This is a genomic window from Salipiger mucosus DSM 16094, from assembly GCF_000442255.1.
Taxonomy (GTDB): Bacteria; Pseudomonadota; Alphaproteobacteria; order Rhodobacterales; family Rhodobacteraceae; genus Salipiger; species Salipiger mucosus.
Window position 1 is genome coordinate 1,154,998 of sequence record NZ_KE557273.1, and the last position, 21,908, is coordinate 1,176,905.

The 21,908-nt window shown below is 69.6% G+C and carries 19 protein-coding genes and 1 tRNA gene; 12 read left to right on the top strand and 8 right to left on the bottom strand.

Translation table 11 applies throughout. The features are described 5' to 3' along the window. Positions 1–17 precede the first annotated feature (17 nt). The 7 genes from sufC (at position 18) to SALMUC_RS05780 (ending at position 5,680) form a co-directional block, all read left to right on the top strand. The gene (sufC, locus tag SALMUC_RS05750) at positions 18–773 is read left to right on the top strand and encodes a Fe-S cluster assembly ATPase SufC (RefSeq protein WP_021119881.1); all 756 of its coding nucleotides are present in this window, start codon (positions 18–20) and stop codon (positions 771–773) included. Next, positions 773–2,053: a SufB/SufD family protein gene (locus tag SALMUC_RS05755; protein ID WP_020042615.1), complete on the top strand. Its 1,281-nt coding sequence runs from the start codon at positions 773–775 to the stop codon at positions 2,051–2,053. The genes sufC and SALMUC_RS05755 overlap by 1 nt, the downstream gene beginning before the upstream one ends. Continuing rightward, on the top strand, positions 2,050–2,538 hold the full coding sequence (locus SALMUC_RS05760) for a hypothetical protein (RefSeq protein ID WP_021119882.1): 489 nt from the start codon (positions 2,050–2,052) through the stop codon (positions 2,536–2,538). Before SALMUC_RS05755 ends, SALMUC_RS05760 begins: the two co-directional genes overlap by 4 nt. Next, positions 2,535–3,122: a YIP1 family protein gene (locus SALMUC_RS05765; protein ID WP_020042613.1), complete on the top strand. Its 588-nt coding sequence runs from the start codon at positions 2,535–2,537 to the stop codon at positions 3,120–3,122. The genes SALMUC_RS05760 and SALMUC_RS05765 overlap by 4 nt, the downstream gene beginning before the upstream one ends. Next, the gene (locus SALMUC_RS05770) at positions 3,115–4,335 is read left to right on the top strand and encodes a cysteine desulfurase (RefSeq protein WP_020042612.1); all 1,221 of its coding nucleotides are present in this window, start codon (positions 3,115–3,117) and stop codon (positions 4,333–4,335) included. Before SALMUC_RS05765 ends, SALMUC_RS05770 begins: the two co-directional genes overlap by 8 nt. A 184-nt stretch (positions 4,336–4,519) precedes the next feature. Further along, the gene (locus SALMUC_RS05775) at positions 4,520–5,533 is read left to right on the top strand and encodes a methyltransferase (protein WP_020042611.1); all 1,014 of its coding nucleotides are present in this window, start codon (positions 4,520–4,522) and stop codon (positions 5,531–5,533) included. 70 nt (positions 5,534–5,603) lie between these two features. Then, positions 5,604–5,680 (top strand) — tRNA-Arg (locus SALMUC_RS05780). A 50-nt stretch (positions 5,681–5,730) separates the two neighbouring features. Here SALMUC_RS05780 and SALMUC_RS05785 read toward each other — a convergent pair. The 5 genes from SALMUC_RS05785 to SALMUC_RS05805 form a co-directional block, all read right to left on the bottom strand. Continuing rightward, a complete protein-coding gene (locus tag SALMUC_RS05785; protein ID WP_020042610.1) occupies positions 5,731–6,486 on the bottom strand; it encodes a DUF6782 family putative metallopeptidase in 756 nt (251 codons plus the stop codon). A 76-nt stretch (positions 6,487–6,562) separates the two neighbouring features. Further along, the gene (locus SALMUC_RS05790) at positions 6,563–7,339 is read right to left on the bottom strand and encodes a transglutaminase-like domain-containing protein (RefSeq protein WP_020042609.1); all 777 of its coding nucleotides are present in this window, start codon (positions 7,337–7,339) and stop codon (positions 6,563–6,565) included. A gap of 179 nt (positions 7,340–7,518) precedes the next feature. Next, complete coding sequence (gene gghA, locus SALMUC_RS05795) at positions 7,519–9,891, bottom strand: glucosylglycerol hydrolase (protein WP_020042608.1); 2,373 nt, start codon at positions 9,889–9,891, stop codon at positions 7,519–7,521. Between the two features lie 34 nt (positions 9,892–9,925). Further along, positions 9,926–12,097 carry a 1,4-alpha-glucan branching protein GlgB gene (gene glgB, locus SALMUC_RS05800; protein ID WP_020042607.1) on the bottom strand — a complete coding sequence of 724 codons (2,172 nt, stop codon included), beginning with the start codon at positions 12,095–12,097 and terminating at the stop codon, positions 9,926–9,928. A 146-nt stretch (positions 12,098–12,243) separates the two neighbouring features. Further along, positions 12,244–12,996 (bottom strand): heparan-alpha-glucosaminide N-acetyltransferase, encoded by a 753-nt coding sequence (locus tag SALMUC_RS05805; RefSeq protein WP_020042606.1) that lies wholly within the window; start codon positions 12,994–12,996, stop codon positions 12,244–12,246. Positions 12,997–13,141: 145 nt separating this feature from the next. Between SALMUC_RS05805 and SALMUC_RS05810 the strand changes: the two genes are divergently transcribed. The 5 genes from SALMUC_RS05810 to SALMUC_RS05830 are packed head-to-tail and all read left to right on the top strand — an operon-like array spanning position 13,142 to position 18,003. After that, the gene (locus tag SALMUC_RS05810; RefSeq protein ID WP_020042605.1) at positions 13,142–13,402 is read left to right on the top strand and encodes a hypothetical protein; all 261 of its coding nucleotides are present in this window, start codon (positions 13,142–13,144) and stop codon (positions 13,400–13,402) included. 59 nt (positions 13,403–13,461) lie between these two features. Beyond that, a complete protein-coding gene (locus SALMUC_RS05815; protein ID WP_051155878.1) occupies positions 13,462–14,121 on the top strand; it encodes a paraquat-inducible protein A in 660 nt (219 codons plus the stop codon). Continuing rightward, complete coding sequence (locus SALMUC_RS05820) at positions 14,088–14,723, top strand: paraquat-inducible protein A (RefSeq protein WP_020042603.1); 636 nt, start codon at positions 14,088–14,090, stop codon at positions 14,721–14,723. Before SALMUC_RS05815 ends, SALMUC_RS05820 begins: the two co-directional genes overlap by 34 nt. Further along, positions 14,720–17,446 (top strand): MlaD family protein, encoded by a 2,727-nt coding sequence (locus tag SALMUC_RS05825; RefSeq protein ID WP_020042602.1) that lies wholly within the window; start codon positions 14,720–14,722, stop codon positions 17,444–17,446. Before SALMUC_RS05820 ends, SALMUC_RS05825 begins: the two co-directional genes overlap by 4 nt. 5 nt (positions 17,447–17,451) lie before the next feature. After that, positions 17,452–18,003, top strand: a complete 552-nt coding sequence (locus SALMUC_RS05830) for a PqiC family protein (protein WP_020042601.1) — start codon at positions 17,452–17,454, stop codon at positions 18,001–18,003. Positions 18,004–18,078: 75 nt separating this feature from the next. On the opposite strand, the gene SALMUC_RS05835 is transcribed toward SALMUC_RS05830, so the two are convergent. The 3 genes from SALMUC_RS05835 to SALMUC_RS05845 are packed head-to-tail and all read right to left on the bottom strand — an operon-like array spanning position 18,079 to position 21,834. After that, positions 18,079–19,485, bottom strand: coding sequence for a 3'-5' exonuclease (locus SALMUC_RS05835; RefSeq protein ID WP_020042600.1), 1,407 nt, complete (start codon positions 19,483–19,485; stop codon positions 18,079–18,081). Then, a complete protein-coding gene (locus SALMUC_RS05840; RefSeq protein ID WP_020042599.1) occupies positions 19,482–19,988 on the bottom strand; it encodes a hypothetical protein in 507 nt (168 codons plus the stop codon). Before SALMUC_RS05840 ends, SALMUC_RS05835 begins: the two co-directional genes overlap by 4 nt. Positions 19,989–20,010: 22 nt before the next feature. Continuing rightward, positions 20,011–21,834: a DUF294 nucleotidyltransferase-like domain-containing protein gene (locus SALMUC_RS05845; RefSeq protein WP_020042598.1), complete on the bottom strand. Its 1,824-nt coding sequence runs from the start codon at positions 21,832–21,834 to the stop codon at positions 20,011–20,013. Positions 21,835–21,908: the final 74 nt, after the last annotated feature.

Consider the following 21,908-nt stretch of genomic DNA (forward strand, 5'->3'; position numbering starts at 1 on the left):
GATCGGAGATGGAAAAGATGCTGCAAATCAAGAACCTGCAAGTGAAGCTTGAAGAAGAGGACAAGCAGATCCTCAAGGGTGTGGACCTCGAGGTGCCGGCCGGCAAGGTGCACGCGATCATGGGCCCCAACGGCTCGGGGAAGTCGACGCTGAGCTACGTTCTGTCGGGCCGTGACGGCTACGAGGTGACCGGCGGCGAAGCGACGCTCGAGGGCGAAAGCCTGCTCGACATGGAGCCCGAGGAGCGCGCGGCGGCCGGTCTCTTCCTGGCGTTTCAATACCCCGTCGAGATCCCCGGCGTCGGCAACATGACCTTCCTGCGCACCGCCGTGAACTCGCAGCGCAAGGCGCGCGGGCAGGAGGAGATGTCCTCGACCGACTTCCTCAAGCTCATCCGCGAGAAGGCGAAGGATCTCAAGATCGACGCCGACATGCTGAAGCGCCCGGTCAACGTGGGCTTCTCGGGCGGCGAGAAGAAGCGGAACGAGATCCTGCAGATGGCCGTGCTCGAGCCCAAGATGTGCATCCTCGACGAGACCGACTCGGGCCTCGACGTCGACGCGATGCGGCTGGTGGCCGACGGCGTGAACGCGCTGCGTTCGGAAGGCCGCGGCTTCCTCGTCATCACGCACTACCAGCGGCTTCTGGACCACATCAAGCCGGACGTCGTGCACATCATGTCGAACGGTCGGATCATCAAGACCGGCGGCCCCGAGCTGGCGCTCGAAGTCGAGAAGGAAGGCTACGAGCACCTGAAAGAGGAGGTGGCCTGATGGCTCTGCCGCAACAGAAACTGGACGCGACCGAGGCGCGGATCGCCGCGCACCAGCTGCCCCAGGGCGGCTGGTCGGCTGCGGCGCGAACCGACGCGCTGGCCCGGCTGCGCGCCATGGGCCTGCCGCATCCGCGCGACGAGTACTGGAAATACACCCGCCCCGAGACGCTGACCGCGCCCGAGGCGCCGGCCGCGGCTTCGTTCAAGGCCGACGAGGCGCCGATCTTCGGCGATATCGACCGGCTGACCATCGTCTTCCGTGACGGTGTCTTCGATGCCGAGGCGTCGGACGCGCTCGAGATGGAAGGCGTCAGCATCGAGCGGCTGGACGGCGGCCCCGACATCCACTGGGCCAGGGACATCTACGGCACGCTGGAAGCCAACGGCCAGAGCCCGGTCGAGCGTCCGCTCGCGGCGCTGAACACGGCCTTCGCGACCGACGGGCTGCTGATCCACGTCACCGGCAAGGCGGCGAAGCCGATCAGCGTGGTCTACGTGCACGAGGCCGAGACCTCCGACGCGATGCTGCACCACGTGGTCAAGGTCGACGCGGGCGCCGAGCTAACCCTGCTGGAAAACGGTCCTGCAGCGGCGCGCTTCAACAAGGTGATGGAAGTGGACGTGGCCGATACCGGCGCCTTCCACCACATCCGCGCCCAGGGCCGCGACCACGAACGTCGCGCCGCCACGCATATCTTTGCGCGGCTGGGGCAGGAGAGCGTGTTCAAGACCTTCACGCTGACCGTCAACGGCGTGCTCACGCGCAATGAATGCGTGATCGAGCTGACCGGCGACGATGCGGTGGCCCACGTGGCCGGCGCCTGCCTGGGCGACAACGACTTCCACCACGACGACACGGTCTTCATCACCCATGACGCGGTGAACTGCGAAAGCCGGCAGGTCTTCAAGAAGGTGCTGCGCAACGGTGCCAAGGGCGTCTTCCAGGGCAAGATCCTGGTGAAGCCCGACGCGCAGAAGACCGACGGCTACCAGATCAGCCAGTCGCTGCTGCTGGACGACGACAGCCAGTTCCTCGCCAAGCCCGAGCTCGAGATCTACGCCGACGACGTGGCCTGCTCGCACGGCTCGACGAGCGGCGCGATCGACGACGACAGCCTGTTCTACCTGCGGGCCCGTGGCGTGCCGCGCGGCATCGCCGAGGATCTCATGACCATCGCCTTCATCGCCGAGGCGGTGCAGGAGATCGAGGACGAGCGCCTGCAGGAGGAAATCGTCGGCCGCGTCGAGGGTTGGCTGACCCGGCGCCGCGACGCATGAGCCTCACGCGCGAGATCGTGGCGACCTACCGGGGGCCCGGCGCCGTTGTGCGCCGGCTGCTCTCGCAGGGACCGCGCGAGGATCGCGCGCTGATGCTCGTGATGGCGGCCTGCGCGATCTTCTTCATCGCGCAGATGCCCGCCCTTGCACGGCAGGCACATCTCGACGGCAGCGCGCTGAACCCGAAGCTGGGCGGCGCGCTGTTGGCATGGCTCATCATCGCGCCGTTGCTCTTCTACGCGCTTGCCGCGGTCACGCACTTCATCGCCCGCATCTTCGGGGGCAAAGGCACCGGCTACGGCGCGCGGCTCGCGCTGTTCTGGAGCCTGCTGGCGGCGAGCCCGCTTGTGCTGCTCAACGGGCTGGCCGCTGGGCTCATCGGGCCGGGGCCGCAGCTGACACTGGTGGGGCTGGTCTGGTTCGCCGTGTTCCTGTGGTTCTGGATCCGCGGCCTGAGCGTCGCGGAACGCGGGGCCCCGGCATGACACCGGCGGGATTCCTGCGGCTCGCGATGCAGACGCTCGTGGCGCCGCGAGACGTGGCGCGGCTGCTGCTTTCGATGAACCTCTCGCAGGAGGCGATCCTCACCGCCTTCGGCCTCGTGGTCGTGCTGAACGCGCTGGTGGTCGGCACGATGCAGGCGGCCGGGCTCGGCGGCGGGGCGATGCCGATGCTGGCGGGGCCGGTGATGCTGGTCTTCCTGCTGGCGGCGGCGCTCTCGGCCTCGATCCTCTTCATGACCTGGGCGGGCCGTCCGCTGGGCGGCACCGCGCGCGCGCAGGACGTGGCGCTTCTGCTGGTCTGGCTGCAGGCGCTGCGCGCGCTGGTGCAGGTGGGCGTGGCGCTCGTCACCGTGATCTCGGGCGGGCTGGCGGCGCTGCTGGTGATCGCCGCGATGCTGGCCGGCCTCTGGATCACGGTCAATTTTCTCGACGTGGCGCATGGGTTCGACAACCCGCTCAAGGCGCTCGCGGTGCTGATCCTCGGCGGCATCGGGCTTGTCTTCGCGCTCATGTTCCTGTTGTCCCTTACGGGACTAACACCGGACGCTATGGTGGCTCATGTATGACGTAAACGACATCCGCCGCGACTTTCCGATCCTCTCGCGCGAGGTGAACGGCAAGCCGCTGGTCTATCTCGACAACGGCGCCTCGGCCCAGAAGCCTCAGGCGGTGATCGACGCGGTGACGCGCGGCTATGCCGAGGAATATTCCAACGTCCACCGCGGTCTGCACACGCTGTCGAACCTCGCCACCGAGAAATACGAGGCCGTGCGCGGCACCATCGCGCGCTTTCTTGGCGCCCCGGACGAGGAAGAAGTGGTCTTCACCACCGGCACGACCGAGGGGATCAACCTCGTGGCCTACGGCTGGGCCATGCCCCTGATCGAACCCGGCGACGAGATCGTCCTGTCGGTCATGGAGCACCACGCCAACATCGTGCCCTGGCATTTCCTGCGCGAGCGGCAGGGCGCTGTCATCAAGTGGGTTGATACCGAGCCCGACGGCTCGCTCGACCCGCAGAAGGTGATCGACGCCATCGGGCCGAAGACCAAGCTGGTCGCGGTGACGCACCTGTCCAACGTTCTGGGCACGGTCGTGGACGTGAAGGCGATCTGCAGCGCGGCGCGCGAGCAAGGCGTGCCGGTGCTCGTCGACGGCAGCCAGGCGGCGGTGCACCTGCCGGTGAACGTGGCCGAGATCGGCTGCGACTTCTACGCCATTACCGGGCACAAGCTCTACGGTCCCAGCGCCTCGGGCGCGATCTGGATCCGGCGCGAGCGCATGGACGAGATGCGGCCCTTCATGGGTGGTGGCGACATGATCCGCGAGGTCCACAAGGACGAGGTCACCTGGGCCGACCCGCCGATGAAGTTCGAGGCCGGCACGCCGGGCATCGTGCAGCAGATCGGGCTGGGCGCGGCGCTCGAGTACATGATGGACCTGGGGATGGAGAACATCGCCGCGCACGAGGCCGGCCTCGCCGCCTACGCGGGCGACCGGCTTGGCGGGCTGAACTGGCTGCAGGTGCAGGGCAGGGCGCCCGGCAAGGCGGCGATCTTTTCCTTCACGCTCGACGGCGCCGCCCATGCGCACGATATCTCGACCATCCTCGACAAGAAGGGCGTCGCGGTCCGTGCCGGTCATCACTGCGCCGGGCCGCTGATGGATCACCTCGGGGTCTCGGCGACCTGCCGGGCTTCCTTCGGGCTCTACAACACCGAGGCCGAGGTCGACGCCCTGGTCGATGCGCTGGAACTGGCGCACGAGCTTTTCGCGTGAACGGTCCTGCCCGGGCGGAGACTCGCCGCCCGGTGCCCGGGCGGAGACTCGCCGCCCGGTGCCCGTGCGGCCTGCCCGCAAATGAGGCATTGGCCGCCGGTTTCGGCAAATCTGCGGCCCTGCTGTGGTGCTTCCGGGCCCGGGTTGATAGCGTCCGCCCATCGCGACAACAGGGAGACTGCGAATGGGTCTGGCCACTCAAGCCGACGAGATTTCCGATATTGCCTTCGGGTTCATGGGGTCGAAAGCGCTTTTCGTCGCGCTCGACCACAAGGTGTTCACGCACCTCGCCGAAGCGCCGCTGACCGCCGATGAACTGGCTGCGAAGAGCGGACTGCACCGCGACCGCGCCGAGACGCTGCTGACCTCGCTCGCGGGCCTTGGCCTGCTGAGCGTCGAGAACGGCCGCTATTCCAATTCGCCCGCCGCCGAGGCCTTCCTCGTGCAGGGCGCCAAGTACGATTTCGGCGACTACCTGCGGCTGCAGGTCGGCCGCCAGATGTATGCGCTGATGGACCAGCTCGGACCCGCCATCTCGGGCGAGATGCCCGAGGGGTCGACGGGCTCCTACGAGGAGTGGTTCTCGGACCCGGCCGAGGCGCGTCTTTACTCCGAAAGCCAGCACGCGGGCTCCTTCGGCCCCGCGCGGCAACTGGCCAAGCGCATCGACCTGTCCGGCGCCAAGAAGCTGCTGGACGTGGGCGGCGGCACCGGCGCCTTCGCGATCACGCTCTGCAAGGCTTTCCCGAACCTCGAGGCGACCATCGTCGAGTTCCCCAACGTGGCCTCGCTGGGCCGCGAGTTCGTGGAAAAGGCGGGCCTGTCGGACCGCATCACCTACGTCGACGGCAACGCGCTCGAGACCGACTGGCCGGGCGGTCAGGACGTGGTGCTGATGTCCTACCTCTTCTCGGGTGTCCCGGGCGAGACCCACGACGGCCTCATCAAGGGCGCCTATGAGCGTCTCGTGCCCGGCGGTCAGCTGCTGATTCACGACTTCATCGTGCACGGCGACCGCAGCGGCCCCGCGCTGGCGGCTCTCTGGCAGCTGCAGCACACCGCCTTCACGCCGCAGGCGCGTTCGGTGGACGCGGCAAGCCTCGCCTCCGAGATGGAAGCGGCCGGCTTCTCGGGCGTCTCGGTCGACGAGATGATCCCGCAGATGACCATGCTCGCGCAGGGCAAGCGCGAAGGCTGAAAATTCGGCGGCGCCCCTCGCGGATTTGCGATTGCGGGCGCCGCCTCTTTGCCGTAAGACCACGCCCGCGGCACCCGTAGCTCAGCTGGATAGAGCGCTGCCCTCCGAAGGCAGAGGCCATAGGTTCGAATCCTATCGGGTGCGCCACTTTTCCTCGACATTTCAATGCCGCGCGACCAGTGCGCGACACGGCCGCGTCAGGGCACCGTGCAGGCGTAGCCTGTGCCGTCGGGCAGCCGACAGAGCCGCGCGTCGAAAGCGGGGTCCAGCGACCCGTAGCTCGGCAGACGGTGGTCGCGCTCGGCCTCGTCGAGATATTGCGAACAGGCGGCGACGTAGTAGGCCTCCTCGCGCGAGTCGCTTTCGAACCACTGTTGAAAGGCGGCGCCCGCTGCCAGGGCCACGTTGCCGGAGGCATGCATCTCGGCCTCGAAGGCCACGGCGATATCCGCCTGCATGGGCCAGCCTGCCAGGGCCTCCCAGAGATCCTCGCGCCCAAGCTCGCGCATCCGCCAGGCCACGACGAGGCTCGCCACGCTGGCGTCGGCTTCCATGGCCAGAACGGCGCGCGCGTGTTCGGCCATCGCGAGGCCCGGCGCGGGGCAGGCGCCCAGCGTCAGTTGCTGCAGGTGGCGCAGCTCGTGTACCACGACGGCCGCGCGCAGCCCCTCGGGCAGGCCGCGGGCGATGACGATCCGGCCGTCCGACGGGTCCATGTAGCCCTGCACACCGTAGAGCCGGTCGGCGAGGCAAAGCGCGTCCAGATCGTTGTCCAGGGTGCGGTCAAAGGATGGAAAGGCCTTCAGGACCGGGGCGAGGTCGTCGAGGACCGCGGCCACTTCCGGGGGGTGGTCGAAGGGCGGGGCGCCGCAGACCATCTCCTGCGCGAGGCCCGGGCGGGCCCCGACGAGGATCGCCAGCGCGGCGCAGAGGGACAGGACGGTCGGTCGCATCGTCCCGAGGATAGCACATGCCGGGGATCAGGTAAGCCTGCGTCGACACGTTGAAAATGTATTTTATCGCAGTGGTTTAGGCGGGTGTCACGCGCACGCTTTGGGCGATCAGCATGGCGGGGCCGGGGGTCTCCATGAAGGCCACGTCGCAGGCGTCGCGGCCGACGGCGATCATGGCCATGGCGTCCGAGTTGCCCATGCCGGTGGCGTCGACCATGTGCCAGTCGCCTTCGAGCCAGACCTGGGCGACCGCGTGGAAATCGGGTGGGGTGACGTCGGGGCCGTAGACGGAGGCGTAGCGGGCCGGGATGCCGGCGGCGCGGACGAGGGCGCAGACCATGTGGACGTAGTCGCGGCAGACGCCCTCGCGGGCGGCGAAGGTGTCGAGCACGGTGGTCGCGGGGCCGGAAGCCTCTGGAACATAAGACATTTCCGCCTGCACCCAGTCGCGGATCGCGGCCACCCGGGCGCCGCCCTCGAGGTGGCCGAAGCGGCGCGAGACGAAGGCGGGGAACATGTCGGACTGGCAGTAGCGCGAGGGCCGCAGGTAGCCGATGGCCTCGGACGGAAGCGTGTGCGTGGGCGCGGCGGAGAGGTAGGAAATGTCCGTATTACAACGGGTTACATCCACTCGCGCCGTGTAGCGCAGGCTCAGATTCTCGTTGGGGAGATGGGCCCAGATGCGCTGGCCGACGCCGCTTTCGCCCTGGATGCGGGTGACCGTGGCCCCGGCAATGTCGATGAACTGGGACTGGATGATCTGCCCGGGATAGTGGGCCGCCTCGATGGTCAGGAGCGCGGTCGGGTCGCCAAACACTTGATATTGCATGGCAATGTCGATGTCGATCTGCATGTGCGCCCCCGTCGAGCTGGCCGGTATCCCAAGTCCACGTCAAGCCGGTTTCGCCCTTCATTGCAAGAGCGAAGGGCCGCCGAAAGGCACCTCCCGTGGCGTCGGCCGGCCGGGCGCGCGGGATGCGGGCCTTGGCCAGCCGTACCGGACGTACGGGAGTTCCGTACGGTTCGCGCGGCTCAGCCGCGCTGGAAGACCAGCGCCATCGAGTCCTTGAGCGTGATCTGGCCGCCCCCGTACTCTTCACCGATGCCGGGCGTACGGATGGCGAGGTGCCAGCCGTCGTGCGAGACCCCCTCGGGCAGGAGCGAGAGCGGCTCGATCTCGTCGGTTGGACCGCCCTCCATGTGGCAGAGCGCAAAGACCTCGCGGCCGTCCGGTCCGTGCCGGTGGGCGGCAAAGACCGTCCGGCCCTCGATGGGCTCGAGGTAGCGGAAGCTGTCCTCGTCGCGGAAGTTGCCGCGCAGCCACTGGTTCTCGTGGCGGAACTCGCGCAGGGCCAGCATGCCGGAGGTCTGCGCCGGGTCGAGCTTGGAGACCGAGTGCGAGACGTTGCAGTACTCGTGCATGTCGTCCATCCAGGCGCGCGCGATCTGCTTGAGCGTGCCGACGGTCACCGGGCGCGGCCCGGCGAGCGGCGGCTCGACCGCGTTCAGCAGGGCCGCGATGGTGTTGAGGTCGTAGTCGGTCACCTCGACCAGCGCGGGCAGGAATTCGAGGAAGCGGGCGAGGTCGTCGCGCGTCTCGAAGCCCAGCTCCTTGAGCCAGCGGAAGGCGCCGGGGACGGAGTAGCTGTATTCGTCGACCTGCCACTTGAGGCTGATCGCCTCTTCCGAGACGACCTTCACGCCGTACTTGTCATCCTGGTTGCGGATGAAGCCCCAGCTGGCGCGGGCGGTGGCGTTGAGGAAATCCATCGGCACGCCGGGGAAGACCGCGTAGGTCAGCACCGAGACGGCCGGGTTGTCATAGGCCTTGTCGAGGATCTCCATCTTGGTGTCGCCGAGACGGGTGTTGATGTTGAGCTTGGGATTCACCTGCGTGCCCCGGCGCAGCGTGTCGTGGTTGGCGGTGCCCGAGATCCAGTTGGCGCCGTAGCGCAGGATTTCCTTGATCCGCCAGTATTTCGACAGCCAGAAGGTGTAGATGAAGGGCGTGTTGTGGGCGAAGGTCAGCGGCCCCCACTGGAAGACATCCGGGTCGCCCTCCTGCTGGTTGAGGATCACCGCGCGGTAGTCGGACGACAGCTCCCAGTCCTCCTGCGGCCAGGGGCGGCCGTCCTCGAAGACGAACCAGGGCTTGTAGTCGGTGCCCGCGACGTGCTGCACGATGTCGGACATCTCCTGCAGGTAGGCATCGTCGTGGCGCAGCTCCTGCGCGGTGAAATCCCACCACTTGAAGTCCTGCGCGCCATCCACGCGCACGCCGTCGGCGCCGAAGTTCACCTTGCGGCGCTGCATCTCGAGCAGGATCGCCCGGACGTAGGGATTCTTGTAGTCGAGGTTCTGGCCGTACATGTTCGGCCCGGCGAAGTAGTGGCTGTTGAGCGCCTCGAGCCCCTGGTTGTCGGAGTGGCCGAAGACCACGTCGAAGATCAGCTTCTTGGGACGTCCGGGGAAGTTGTGCAGCACGGCCGCGAGGTCGACCAGCTCGTCCGGGCGGGCGTTTTCCAGCAGGACCGGGTTCACCGTGGCCATGCCCGAGATGACGATGTCATAGCCCCAGTTCGTGGTATCCGGGCGCATCAGGTGCACGGTGACTTCGTCGTCGAGCGAGGAGGTCTCTGTCCAGAAGGCGGGGCCGGCCTCGTAGACCGTCGTGGGCTCGACCGGCAGAAGCTGCACGGCGTCGTAGCCGACGAAGAGCTCGTCGTCGGGTTCCAGCGAGAGGCCCTTGCCGACGCGGCTGGCGATGCGCTCGAACTGGCGGGTGAGGCTGGCCAGCGTGCCGCCGGGGGTGGCGGTGGGCACGTGCACCTGCAGGATCGAGGTGGGCGGCCCGAACTTGTGCGGCGCCTCGGAGCGCAGGCCGGCCCAGTAGTCCTTGTCGGCGCGCTGCGCGAGCATGCCCTCGACGTCGTAGATCTCGGCGGGCGCGAAGGCGCCGTAGGGCAGGGAGGCCGCGAGCGGGTCGAGGATGCGGTGCAGCGTGCCCTCGGAATCGCGCCAGACGAGCGAGTAGAAATCGCCGATGAGCTCGCGCGAGCCGATGTGCACGCCGGTGGCGGCGGCGAAGGTGAAGGCCTCGGACCGCGCGACCGGCAGCAGCACGCGGTCGAAGCGCACGTCGGACTGGCTGAGAGTCAGGTCGATCTGGTCGCGCGGGCGCAGGATCTCGAGGAAGACGTCGCTGTCGGAGACGCGCCAGTCCTGAAGCTCCGGCGTCCAGAAGCCGAAGTTGACATGCCCGTTCTCGACCTGGGCGCCGAGCCGGCGGGCGATCTGGGCCGCGGCGTGGACGCGGTCCTCGGCGGTGTTCAGGATCTCTTCGCACCAGGCGGCGCTGGCCTCGGCGGCGTCGATGTCGGCGGCGATGCTGTCGGTGGTCTGCACGATCTGTCGTCCCTCGTGGTTGTCTTTGGCGCGCTCAGGCGGCGGGCGTGAACATCACCGCAGAAAGCGGCGGCAATGTCACCCGGGCGGAGGCGGGAAATCCCTTGGCGGGGGTGTCGGTCGCGGTGACCTGCCCCATGTTTCCGCGCCCCTGGCCGCCGTAGATGCCGGCGTCGGTGTTCAGGATCTCGCGCCATGTGCCGGACCGGGGCAGGCCGAGGTCCCAGCTGCTGCGTTCCTGCGGCGAGAGGTTCACCGCCACCAAGACGGGGGCGTCGTCGCCGGTGCCCTTGCGGACCCAGGAATAGACCGAGGCCTCGGTCGCGTCGACGTCGATCCAGCCGAAGCCCTCGGGGTCGGTGTCGAGCCGGTGCAGCGCGGGCATCTCGCGGTAGAGGCGGTTGAGGTCGCGCACGAGGTCGCGGATGCCTGCGTGTGCGGGGGTGTCGAGCAGGTGCCAGTCGAGCTGGCCCGCGTGGTTCCATTCGTGGGACTGCCCGAATTCCTGCCCCATGAAGAGCAGCTTCTTGCCCGGGTGGCCCCACATGAAGCCGTAGAAGGCGCGCAGGTTGGCGAATTTCTCGGCCTCGGTGCCGGGCATCTTGCCCAGCATGGAGCCCTTGCCGTGCACGACCTCGTCGTGGCTGATCGGCAGGATGAAGTTCTCGGAATAGGCGTAGCTGAGGCCGAAGGTGAGCTTGTGGTGGTGGTACCGGCGGTGTTCGTGCGCCTCGCCCATGTAGGAGAGCGCGTCGTTCATCCAGCCCATGTTCCACTTGAAGCCGAAGCCGAGCCCGCCCTGGTCGACCGGGCGCGAGACCATGGGGAAGGCGGTGCTTTCCTCGGCCACGGTCATGATCGAGGGATCGTCGCCGTAGGTCTCGGTGTTGACGCGGCGCAGCAGGTCGATGGCCTCGTAGTTCTCGCGGCCGCCGTCCTTGTTGGCGACCCATTCGCCGTCGTTGCGCGAGTAGTCGCGGTAGAGCATCGAGGCGACCGCGTCCACGCGCAGCCCGTCGGCGTGGTATTCCTCGATCCAGTAGCGGGCGCTGGCCGAGAGGAAGTTGGCGACCTGCGGCTTGCCGAAGTCGTAGATGAGGGTGTTCCAGTCGCGGTGGAAGCCCTCGCGCGGGTCGGCGTATTCGTAGAGATGGGTGCCGTCGAAATGGCCGAGGCCGTGGGCGTCGGCGGGGAAGTGGGCGGGCACCCAGTCTAGGATGACCCCGAGGCCCGCGCGGTGGGCGGCATCGACGAGGTCGCGGAACTCGTGCGGGGGGCCGTGGCGCACGGTGGGGGCGAAGAGGCCCACCGGCTGGTAGCCCCAGGAGCCGTCGAAGGGGTGCTCGCTGATGGGCAGCAGCTCGATATGGGTGAAGCCCATGTCGCGGGCGTAGGCGACCAGCTCCTCGGCGGCCTCCTTGTAGGAGATCGGGCGGTCGTTCTGGGTGGCGTCACGCTTCCACGAGCCGAGGTGGACCTCGTAGACAGAGACCGGCGCCTCGCGGTCGTTGCGGGCGGCGCGGCTCTGCATCCAGTCGCCGTCGTGCCAGCCGTAGCCGCGGATGTCGCGCACGATGGAGGCGTTCTCGGGGGCATGCTGGCCGCCGAAGCCCACCGGGTCGGCCTTGAGCGGCAGCACGGTGCCGTCGGGGCCGGTGATCTCGTACTTGTAGATGGTGCCTTCGCCGAGGTCGGGGAGGAAGATCTCCCAGATGCCGCTGCGGCGGCGGCGCATCACGTCCCGGCGGCTGTCCCAGCCGTTGAAATCGCCGACGACGGCGACGCGGCGGGCGTTGGGGGCCCAGACGGCGAAATGGGTGCCGTATGTGCCTTCGTGCTCCATTACATGCGCGCCGAGCGCCTCCCAGAGGCGGCCGTGGCTGCCCTCGGCGAGGAGGTGCTCGTCGAGCTCGCCCAGCACCGGGCCGAAGGCGTAGGGGTCGTGGTGTTCGAGCGTGGCGCCGTCGGGCCCGGTCTTGCGCAGGCGGTAGGGGCCGTCCTCGGGAATGCGGCCGGTGAAGAAGGCCGTGTCGCCCGGGTCGCGGTCGAGGTCGACGGTGCTGTCTCCGACCACCGCAGAGACCTGGCTGGCGTCCGGGGCGAAGACGGTGAGGCGGCGCGCGTCGCCGTCGGCGCGGGGGCCCAGGACGGAGAAGAGATCATCGGCGGTGCCGTCGAGAATTGCGGCGTAGGCAGGTGTCGTCATGGCGTCTTCCGTGGCTGCGCCTCGGCTCCGGAACGGCGACAACGGGGGCGGTGCGGCGTCCAAAGCGCTTCGGGCAATTGAGCCTCAAGTTATGCCGCATCGCCGCAAGATCAACGCTTTCCGCCGTTTTAGGCGGTTGCGCCCCCTCAGGTCAGCCGTGCGATGGCCTGCGTCACGGCCACCAGAACCGGCTGGTGGATCAGGTAGATCGCGAGGCTGTGCCGCCCCGGCCAGCCGAGCGGATGCAGCAGGTTCGCAGCGGGTTTCTCGCGCTCGCGCAGACGTGGCCAGAGGCCTGCCGCGGTCGCCAGCCGCGTGCAGGCGAGGCCTGCGAGCGTGGCGGCGGCCCAGGGAAAGAGGGGCTCGAAATCCATCGAGGGGCGGTGCCATGTCGAGAGGCCGATCCAGTGCAGCGCCGGGTGGTCGAGCGCGGGGAGCGCCACGAGACGCGGCAGGGCCCAGACCCCGCCCGCCACGAGGAGGGTGAGCAGGGCGGGCAGGCGCAGAAAGGCCAGCGCGAGGAGGTTCGAGACCGCGATGGCGTGCAGGATGCCGAAATAGACGAAGCGGTCGGGGGCCATGGCGTAGGTGGTGGCGCTGATCGCCGCCGCCGCCAGCGCGAGCACGCCGATGCGCCGCACGAAGACGGGCCAGCGGATGCCGCGCCCGTGCGCCAGCCAGAGGCTGACGCCCGAGAGGAAGAGGAAGCTGCCGGCCACGAGCTTGGCGAAGAGCCGCCAGCCCTCGCGGGTGGGCACGTCACGCGGGATCAGCCCGGCAAGGGCCAGATCGTAGCAGAGGTGAAAGATCACCATGCCCAGCAGCGCGACGCCGCGCGCCACGTCGAGCGAGAGCAGGCGTCCGGCCCCGGCGGACGACGCGACGGAAGGACGGCGCATGGCGGGCGAAACTCCTTGGAACGGTCCTGCCTCCTCGGTAATCTGCCGATCCCGTTCCGTCAAAGGCCGTCGCGGCCGAGGGGGCCGGTGCGCGATGCGCGCGCCGGAGGACGGGGTGGCCGGGACACCGGGAGGAGGTGAGGGAATGGCGATTTTCTGTCGCATCGTCATGGCGTTGTTCGCCGCGCTTTACCTGATGGCGCTGGCGATCTTTGCCATCGGCTCATGGGGCCTGTTCGGACAGGCGCGCGATCCGCTTGCGGGTGTCTACCTCGTGCCGCTGGGCTGGCCGTGGAACCTTGCGATCGACGTGCTGCCCGAGGCGGCCTGGCCCTGGTTGGCGGCGCTGGCGCCCGTGGTGACGCTGGCGGTGCTGGCATGGCTTTGCCGGCGGCAGCGACTCTGAGCGGCGCTGCGCCGCGGCACCGGGTTTTCATGTCGGGGGAGCGGGGCTAACATATGTCCATGATACCGGATTCCGCTGCCACACCGACGCCGGTCGCCGAGAGGGAGACCGACGGGCTGTTCGCCTGTCCGGCCTGCGACGCGCTGATGCAGGCGCATGAGGTGGCGGCCGGAGAGACCGCGCGCTGCCCGCGCTGCGGCGAACGGCTGGAGGCGCCCCGGCGGGACGCGATGACGCGGATCATCATGCTGGCGCTGGCGGCGCTGATCCTGATGGTGGCGGCGATCTTCTTTCCCTTCCTCGAGGTGGGGGTCGCCGGGCGGAGCAACCGCGCCTCGCTGCTGGACACGGTCACGGCTTTTTCCTCGGGGCTGACGGCGCCGCTGACCTTCGCAATGGCGGCGCTGATCGTGATCCTGCCGGTGATCCGCTTCGTATCTCTGATATACGTGCTGGGCCCGATGGCGGCGGGGCGCCCGCCGGCGCGCCATGCCTGGCGGGTCTTCCGGCTGGTCGAGGCGCTGCGGCCCTGGGCCATGGCCGAGGTCTTTATCGTCGGCGTCGCGGTGGCGCTGGTGAAGGTCGCGGGACTGGCGCAGGTGTCGCTGGGGCCGGCCTTCTGGGCCTTCGTGGCGCTGGTGATCGTGACGGTGCTGAAGGACAATTTCATGTGCAGGGTAACGGTTTGGAAAACACTGGACGCGCGCCGGCAGTCCTGACCGCGCGGCGCGCGGGACTTGTCGGCTGCACCCATTGCGGCAAGGTCCACGCCCGTGGACGGGAGCGTTGCGCGCGCTGCGGCGCGCGGCTTGAGAGCCGCGACGAACGCAGCCTGCAGCGCGTCTGGGCCTGGTGGTTCGCGGGGCTGGTGGTCTACGTGCCGGCCAACCTCTACCCCATGCTGGTGACGACCATGCTGGGCAGCACCTCGCAGAGCACGATCATGGGCGGGGTCATCGACCTGATGCACCACGGCTCCTACGGGGTGGCGACCATCGTCTTCGTCGCCTCGATCTGCATCCCGGTGGGCAAGTTCCTGGCCATCGCCTATCTCGCGCTCAGCATCCGGCACCGGGTGTCGATGTCGGCGCACGGGCGGCAGGTGCTGTTCGAGGCGGTCGAGTTCATCGGGCGCTGGTCGATGATCGACGTCTTCGTCGTGGCGATCCTGTCGTCGCTGGTGCAACTGGACTTCGCGGCCAGCATTCATCCCGGCATCGCGGCGGTCAGTTTCGCGCTTTCTGTTGCATTTACCATGCTTTCGGCCCAGAGCTTCGACCCGAGGCTGATCTGGGACGCAAGCGAGGAAGACGCCGCATGAGCGATCCGCAACCGGGAGACATGAAGGTGGAGAGCGGCCGGCGCTCGATCTGGAGCAACCTGTCGCTGGTCTGGATCGTGCCGATCGCGGCGCTTGTCATCACGTTGCTGATCGCCTGGCGCAGCTGGTCCGAGCGCGGGGCGCGTATCGAGATCCGTTTCGAGAACGCCGCCGGCGTGGTCGCCGACGAGACGGCGCTGCGGTTCCGCGACGTGGTGATCGGCCGGGTCGAGGACGTGTCCTTTGCCGACGACCTGGAATCGGTCGTGGTGACCGCGGCGATGGATCAGAACGTGGCCGACGCCCTGCCGGCGGACGCGCGGTTCTGGGTGGTGCGGCCCGAGGTTTCCGCGAGCGGGATCAGCGGGCTCTCGACGGTGCTGTCGGGGGTCTACATCCAGGCCGCCTTCGAGCCGAGCCCGGGCTCGGGCGCGACGAGCTTCGAGGGGCTCGACACCGCGCCGCTGGTGCTGCCGGGCATGGAGGGCACCAAGATCGTGCTGCGCGCCGAGGACGGCAACCAGCTCTCGGCGGGGGCGCCGATCTTTCACCAGGGCATCGAGGTCGGCCGGATCGAGACGCCGCGCCTGCTCGACAACGGCAACGGCGTGATCGTGGATGCCTTCATCGAGGCGCCGCACGACCAGCGCATCACCACCGCGACACGGTTCTGGGACACCTCGGGCTTCCGGGTGAACTTCGGGCCGGGGGGCCTGAACCTCTCGGTGGGCTCGGTGGCGGCGCTGCTGCGGGGCGGCATCGCCTATGACACGGTCTTCTCGGGCGGCAACCCGGTGGAGGAGAACTACGTCTTCGATCTCTTCGACGGCGAGGACTCGGCGCGGGACAGCGTGTTCAACCAGTCGCTCGACAACGCGGTCGAGCTGACGGTGGAGTTCGACGAATCCGTGCAGGGGCTCGAGGCGGGCTCGCCGGTGACCTACCGCGGTCTGCGGGTGGGCAACGTGACCTCGATCGGGGCCTTCATCGAGGAGACCGGCGACCGGCAGGAGGTGCGGCTGCGGGCCGTCATCTCGATCGATCCGCGGGCGCTGGGGCTGGACCCGGAGACGCCTGCGGCCGAGACCATCGCCTTCCTGTCGCGGGCGGTGCAGGACGGTCTGCGCGCGCGGCTGGCGTCGCAGAGCCTCTTCAACCGGACGCTGACGGTCCAACTGGTCGAGATTCCCGATGCCGAGGAGGCCTCGCTGGGGATCTTCGAGCAGGAGGCGCCGCTGCTGCCCTCGGTCGAGTCCGACATTCCCGACGTGGCGGCCACCGCCGAGGGGCTGCTGAACCGGGTGGACAACCTGCCGGTCGAGGAACTGCTCGACCAGGCGATCACCACGATGGCGGCGATCGAGTCGCTGGCCGCCGACGAGGGGCTGCGCGATGCGCCGCAGGCCTTCACCGGGCTGCTCGAGGACGCGCGCGGCGTCATCGGCAGCGAGGAGGTGCAGGCGCTTCCGGCCGAGATCGGGGCCACCATCGCGGCGCTGCGCGGCGTGGCCGAGGAGCTGCAGGAGGCGGGCACCGTCACGCAGCTGACCGACACGCTGGCGAGTGCCGAGACCGCCGCCGGAGAGCTGGGCTCGGTCGGGGAGACCGTGCGCGAGGCCATCGCGGACGTCCCCGGGCTGGTCGACGATCTGCGGGCGCTGTCACAGAAGGCGAACGCGCTGCAGCTCGAGGCGACGGTGACGGCCGCGACCGAGTTCCTGGGCGACGCCGAGGCGCTGGTCGCCAATGCCGATGCCATCGTCGGCGCCGAGCAGATGCAGGCGCTGCCCGAGGACGTGGCGGCCACGGTCGCCTCGCTGCGCGCCGTGACCGAGCGGCTGCAGGAGGCGGGCGCCGTCGACAAGCTGGTCTCGGTGCTGGAGAGCGCCGACAGCGCGGCCGCGGGCCTGGGCGAGGCGGGGACCGCCGCCAGTGCCGCGGTCGAGGACGTGCCGGGGCTGGTCGAGGACCTGCGCTCGCTCGCGGGCAAGGCCAATGCGCTGCAGCTCGAGGCGGCGGTCGCGGCGGCGACCGAGTTCCTGGGCAACGCGGATTCGCTGGTGGCCAGCGAGGCGGCGCAGGGGCTGCCGGCCGAGCTGTCGGCCACCGTCACGCAGCTGCGCGGCGTCGCCGAGGACCTGCGCGAGGCCGATGCCGTGGGCCGGCTGGTCGAGGCGCTGGAAAGCGCCTCGGAGGCGGCCGACAGCGTGACCGGCGTGGCCGCCGACCTCGACGAGGCGACGGCGGGCGTGCCGCAGCTGATCGAGGATCTCGACGCGTTGGTCGCCAAGGCCAACGGGCTGCCGGTGGAGCAGCTGGTCAACTCGGCCTCGGCCTTCCTCGAGGGCGCGGACCGGCTGATCGACACGCCGCAGGCGCGGGCGCTGCCCGAGAGCCTGAGCGCCACGCTTGACGAGGCGCGCGCCGCGCTCTCCGAGCTGCGCGCCGGGGGCGTGGTCGAGAACACCAACGCCACGCTCGCCTCGGCGCGCGAGGCCGCCTCGGCCATCGAGCAGGCGGCGCAGAGCCTGCCGGCGCTGTCCACGCGCATCCAGGGGCTGGTCGACGAGGCCGGCACCGTGCTGGACAGCTACGGCGACAACTCCTCGTTCAACCGCGAGACGGTCTCGGCCCTGCGCGAGGTGCGCGAGGCCGCCGAGGCGCTGACCAAGCTCGCCCGCGAGATCGAACGCAATCCCAATTCGCTGCTATTCGGACGCTGATCACCATGTATCGATTCCTGCCGCTCGCCCTTCTGCTCGCCGCCTGCAGCGGTGCCGAACCGCGCTACCTGATCGAGGCCCCGGCGGAGGTGCGCCCGGCGCCGCTGGCCGTGGCCTCGCTCGAGGTGCGCGACGTCTCGCTGCCGGCCTATGCCGAGGCTTCGGAGATCCTGGTCGAGAGCGCGGACGGCGGGCTCGAGCCCGCCGAGAACGCGCTCTGGGCGGACGATCCGATGCGCGCGGTGACGCTGGCGCTGGCCGACCGGATCGGGCGGGCGAGCAATGCCACCGTGGCGGCCGAGCCCTGGCCGCTGGAGGAGGACGCGCAGGCGGCGGTGGAGGTCCGGGTGACCGACATGGTGGCGCGCGCCTCGGGCGTCTTCGAGCTGACGGGGCAGTACGCGGTCTCGTCCTACGAGCGCGTGGTGCGCGAGCGGATCGAGCGCTTTGCCATCGCGGTGCCGCTGGTGGACACCACGCCGGGCAGCATCGCGGATGCGACCGGCCGGGCGGTGGCGCAGCTGGCGGCGGAGATCACCGAAGAGCTGTCGCGCTGAGCCCCGGGGGCGGGGCGCCCGAAGTCCTTGCCAGGGCATTTGCCAAAGCCTTGCGACGGCTTTTGCGGCACCGCCTCAGTTGAGGTCTTCCAGAAGGCGGCCGTGCTGGCGGGTCTGTTCCAGGACCTCGCCGAACTGCGTCATGCCGCGCGCCTCGAGCATGGGCAGCATGCGGATCAGCACCTCGGCCGTGGCCCGCGCGTCGCCAAGGGCGGTGTGGCGCAGCGCCTCGGGGATCTCGACGCCGAGCCGGGCGCAGAGCGCATCCAGCGTATGCGTGTCGCTGGCCCCGAAGAGCACCGCCGAGAGCAGCACCGTGTCGAGGATGGGATTGTCCCACGCCACGCCCATGCGCGCCTGGTGACGGCGCAGGAAGGCCATGTCGAAGGGCGCGTTGTGCGCCACGATCACCGAGCCGCCGGCGAAGCGGTGAAAGCGGCGGCCGGCCTCGGCGATGTCGGGCTGGCCGCGCACCATGCGGTCGGTCACGCGGTGCACCCGGGTCGAGGCCTGCGGTATGGGGATGCCCGGATCGACGAGCTGGTCGATGGTCTCGCCCGGCACGATGCGCCCGCCCAGCACGCGCACGGCGCCGATCTGCACGACCTCGTCCTTGTGCGGCAGAAGGCCCGTGGTCTCGGTGTCGAAGACGGTGAAGGTCAGCTCCGAGAGCGGCGTCTCCTCGATGCAGGCGGGTTGGGCGCGGGTCAGCAGGTCGAAGTCGTAGACCAGCGGGCGCTCGGCCTCGGGGGCGAAGTGGCTCTCCGCCCCCTCGATCACCAGCATGTAGCCGCCGCCGTCCATCGGCTTCATCCGCGCGGCATAGCTCTGCGCGCCGTCCACGCCCTCGGCGGTGAAGGCGACCTCGCGGCCGGTGCGGTGCATCTTGCGCACCGCGCGGTCGAGGCCCGAGGCCTCGAAGTAGTCCGAGAGCGGCGCGTTCAGGCGCGGGTGGTGAAGCTGGGCCAGCACCTCGGCCGCCTGTCCGTCGTAGAGCACGATCTGCCCGCGCGGGTTCACGAGGATCATGGCGACCGGGATCTCGGTCAGCAGCGCGGTGAGGCGGTTCTTCTCGATCGAGAGGCGCTCGGTCTCGGCAGCGACCTGCTGCGCGGTCTGCATGGCGCTGTCCGAGAGCCGGTCGCTGACGGCCTGCGCCGCCGGGGCGAGGTCGCCGAGGTAGCGCGCGGCATGGGCGTCGAGGTCGCGCGCGACGCCGGTGTGGGCGCGCACGCGCATCTCGGCGGCGATGCGCTCGATGGGTTTGGCGACGTTCTCGTCGAAGAGCAGCCAGATGCCTGCGGTGAGCGCGAGCAGGCCGAAGACGACGATGATGGCGGCGAAGACGAAGCCGTCGGTGGCCCCGGTTTCCAGCGCGCGGGAGTGGCCGAGCCAGAGCCCGAGGCCGGTCAGCGCCGCCCCCCCGAGGCCCATCGCCGCGAAGAAGAGCAGGATGCGCAGGCGCAGGCCGAGACGGGTCATGCGGGCACCTCGGCGCAGACGGTGGAGACGATGGGATCGTCGGCGCCCACCTCGCGCCAGACCGGGTCGCCGCCGTCGCCGGTGCCGGGGTCGGCGCGGCGGTGGCCCTTGCAGTCGACCATCATCTCGACCGACTGCACCGGCTGCCAGCGGGCGAAGAAGTAGACCTCGGCCATGTAGAGGCCCTCGGTCTGCTCGTTGGCGCGCAGGTTGGCGCCGTCGATGGCGATGAAGCGGTCGGTCATCGGCACCGCGTAGGTCCAGGGGCGCCAGAGCGCGCGGCTCTCGTGCGTCCCGGCGACGGCGAAGCCCTCGGGGAGGGCGTCGTGGGTGCGGGTGTACCAGCCGTACTCCGACGAGATCGCCGCGGCGAGCATCGCGAGCCCGGCGCCCGCGGGCACCGTCCAGCGCGGCAGGCGGCCGCCCGCGACCCGTGTCAGCAGCATCATCACGCCCGCGCCGGCAAAGCCCGCCACGAAGACCGCGATCAGTTCCAGAAACATGCCTCTCCCCCCTTGTTGGCCCCTATCCCAGGTGGCCGCGTCCGTGTCCCAGCGCCGATTGCAGCGACTTCACCACCACGAAGGCGTTGCGCAGGTGACTGCGCTCGAAGTCCGAAAGTGCCGCCGGCGCGAGGTAGTTGTCGGGCTTTTCGCCGCGTTTGACCAGAGTTGCCTGATGCTCGAGCCGGGTCTCTGCGATGAGATCGTAGGCGTCGAGCAGATCGTGCCCGCCGCTCTCGGAGAGCTTGCCGCCGGCGACGGCGGCCTCGAGCCGGGCGCGGGTGTTGACCTGGGCGATCTGCCCCTGCAGCGCGTAGACGCGGGCGAGGTCGACGACGGGCACGACGCCGTTGTGCTTGAGGTCGAGCCGGTTCTTGTGCTCGCCGGAGCGGATCGTGGCGAAGCCGCGCAGCAGGCCCAGCGGCGGCGTGTGCTTGAGCGAGTTCGAGACCATGTGCGCGACGAAGATCGAGTTCTTCGCGGCGCGGGCGAGGGTCTGCGCCTGCAGGTCCTCGAAAAGCGCCGTCGTGCCGCCGATGGGCCGCAGGTCGAACATGACCGAGGCCAGCATCTGCGCCTCGGGCACGGGCTTGTCGATCCAGCCGGTGAAATACTCGCGCCAGGTCGAGACGCGCTGGCACCAGCGCGGGTTGGTCGCCATCATCTCGCCCGGGCAGAGGTAGTAGCCCGCCACGTCGAGCCCCTCGCAGACGAACGCCGCCATCTCGCGGAAGTAGGCGAGGTCGTCGTCACTGGCGCTGTCGTCGAGGAAGAGGCAGTTGTCCTGGTCGCTCACGCCGGTCTGTTCCTGCCGGCCCTGGCTGCCGCAAGCGAGCCAGAGCCAGGGCACCGGGGCGGGGCCGAGTTTCGCCTCGGCCAGCGCCAGCAGGCGGCGGGTGGCGGTGTCGGCGATATCGGTGATGAGCCGGGTGACAACCTCGTGCCGGTTGCCGGCGGCCACGAGCTGCACCAGCAGCTGCGGGATGCGGGCGGTGACCTGGGCCATCTCCTGCGCGCTGCCCGCGCGGGCGACCTCGGCCACGAGTTCGGCCGAGCTGACCGCCTGGAAGCGGGTGAGGTCGGTCTGCGTGACGATGCCCACGAGCCGGCCGGCCGAGGTGACGGGGACATGGCCGATCTCGCGCTCCATCATCGCGTGCAGCACGTCCGAGCCGATGGCCGAGGGCGGCAGGCTGACGGGATCGGCGCTCATGATCTCGGTGACGGGGGTGTCGAAGGGCAGGCCGCCGCCCACCACCTTGCCCGAGACGTCGCGGATGGTGACGATGCCGCGCAGGCGGCCCTTCTCGGTGACGCAGACCGAGGAGACGTGACGCGCGCGCATGAGGGCGGCGGCCTCCTGCACGGTGGTGGCGAGGCCCACGGTCAGCGGGTCGGCGGCCATGAGCGTCTCGACCCGTGATTGCGCGAGGTCGCTGCGGCGGGGCCGGGCGGCGCGCGAGCGGTCGAAGAAGCGCCGCGCCGGGGCGTGGTCGCGGATGAGCGCGCGGAAGGCATAGGCCGGCAGGACCAGCAGCTCGGTCGGCTCGAGCGCGCGGGCCGAGGTGGCGGCGGTGCCGTCGCGCAGCAGGCCGCGTTCGCCGAAGGAGTTGCGCGGCCCCAGAAGCGAGACGGCGACGCCGTTCTCGTCGCGGATCTCGACCTGGCCGGAATGGATCAGGTAGATGCCCTCGAGCGGCTCGGCGAAGGCATAGATCTCGGCCCCGGCGGGCACCGCGCGCTGCACGAACTGGGGCAGCAGGGTGTCCAGCGCCTCGGCCTCGAGCGCGTCGTAGGGATGCACGCCGTTCAGGAAACGGTGCAGGTCTTCGGGCGCGAGCGGCATGGGCGTGCTCCGTGGCTGAAACGAAAGATCCCGCCCCTCGCATAGCGCGGGACGGGAGTCGAAGGGTAGGGGCG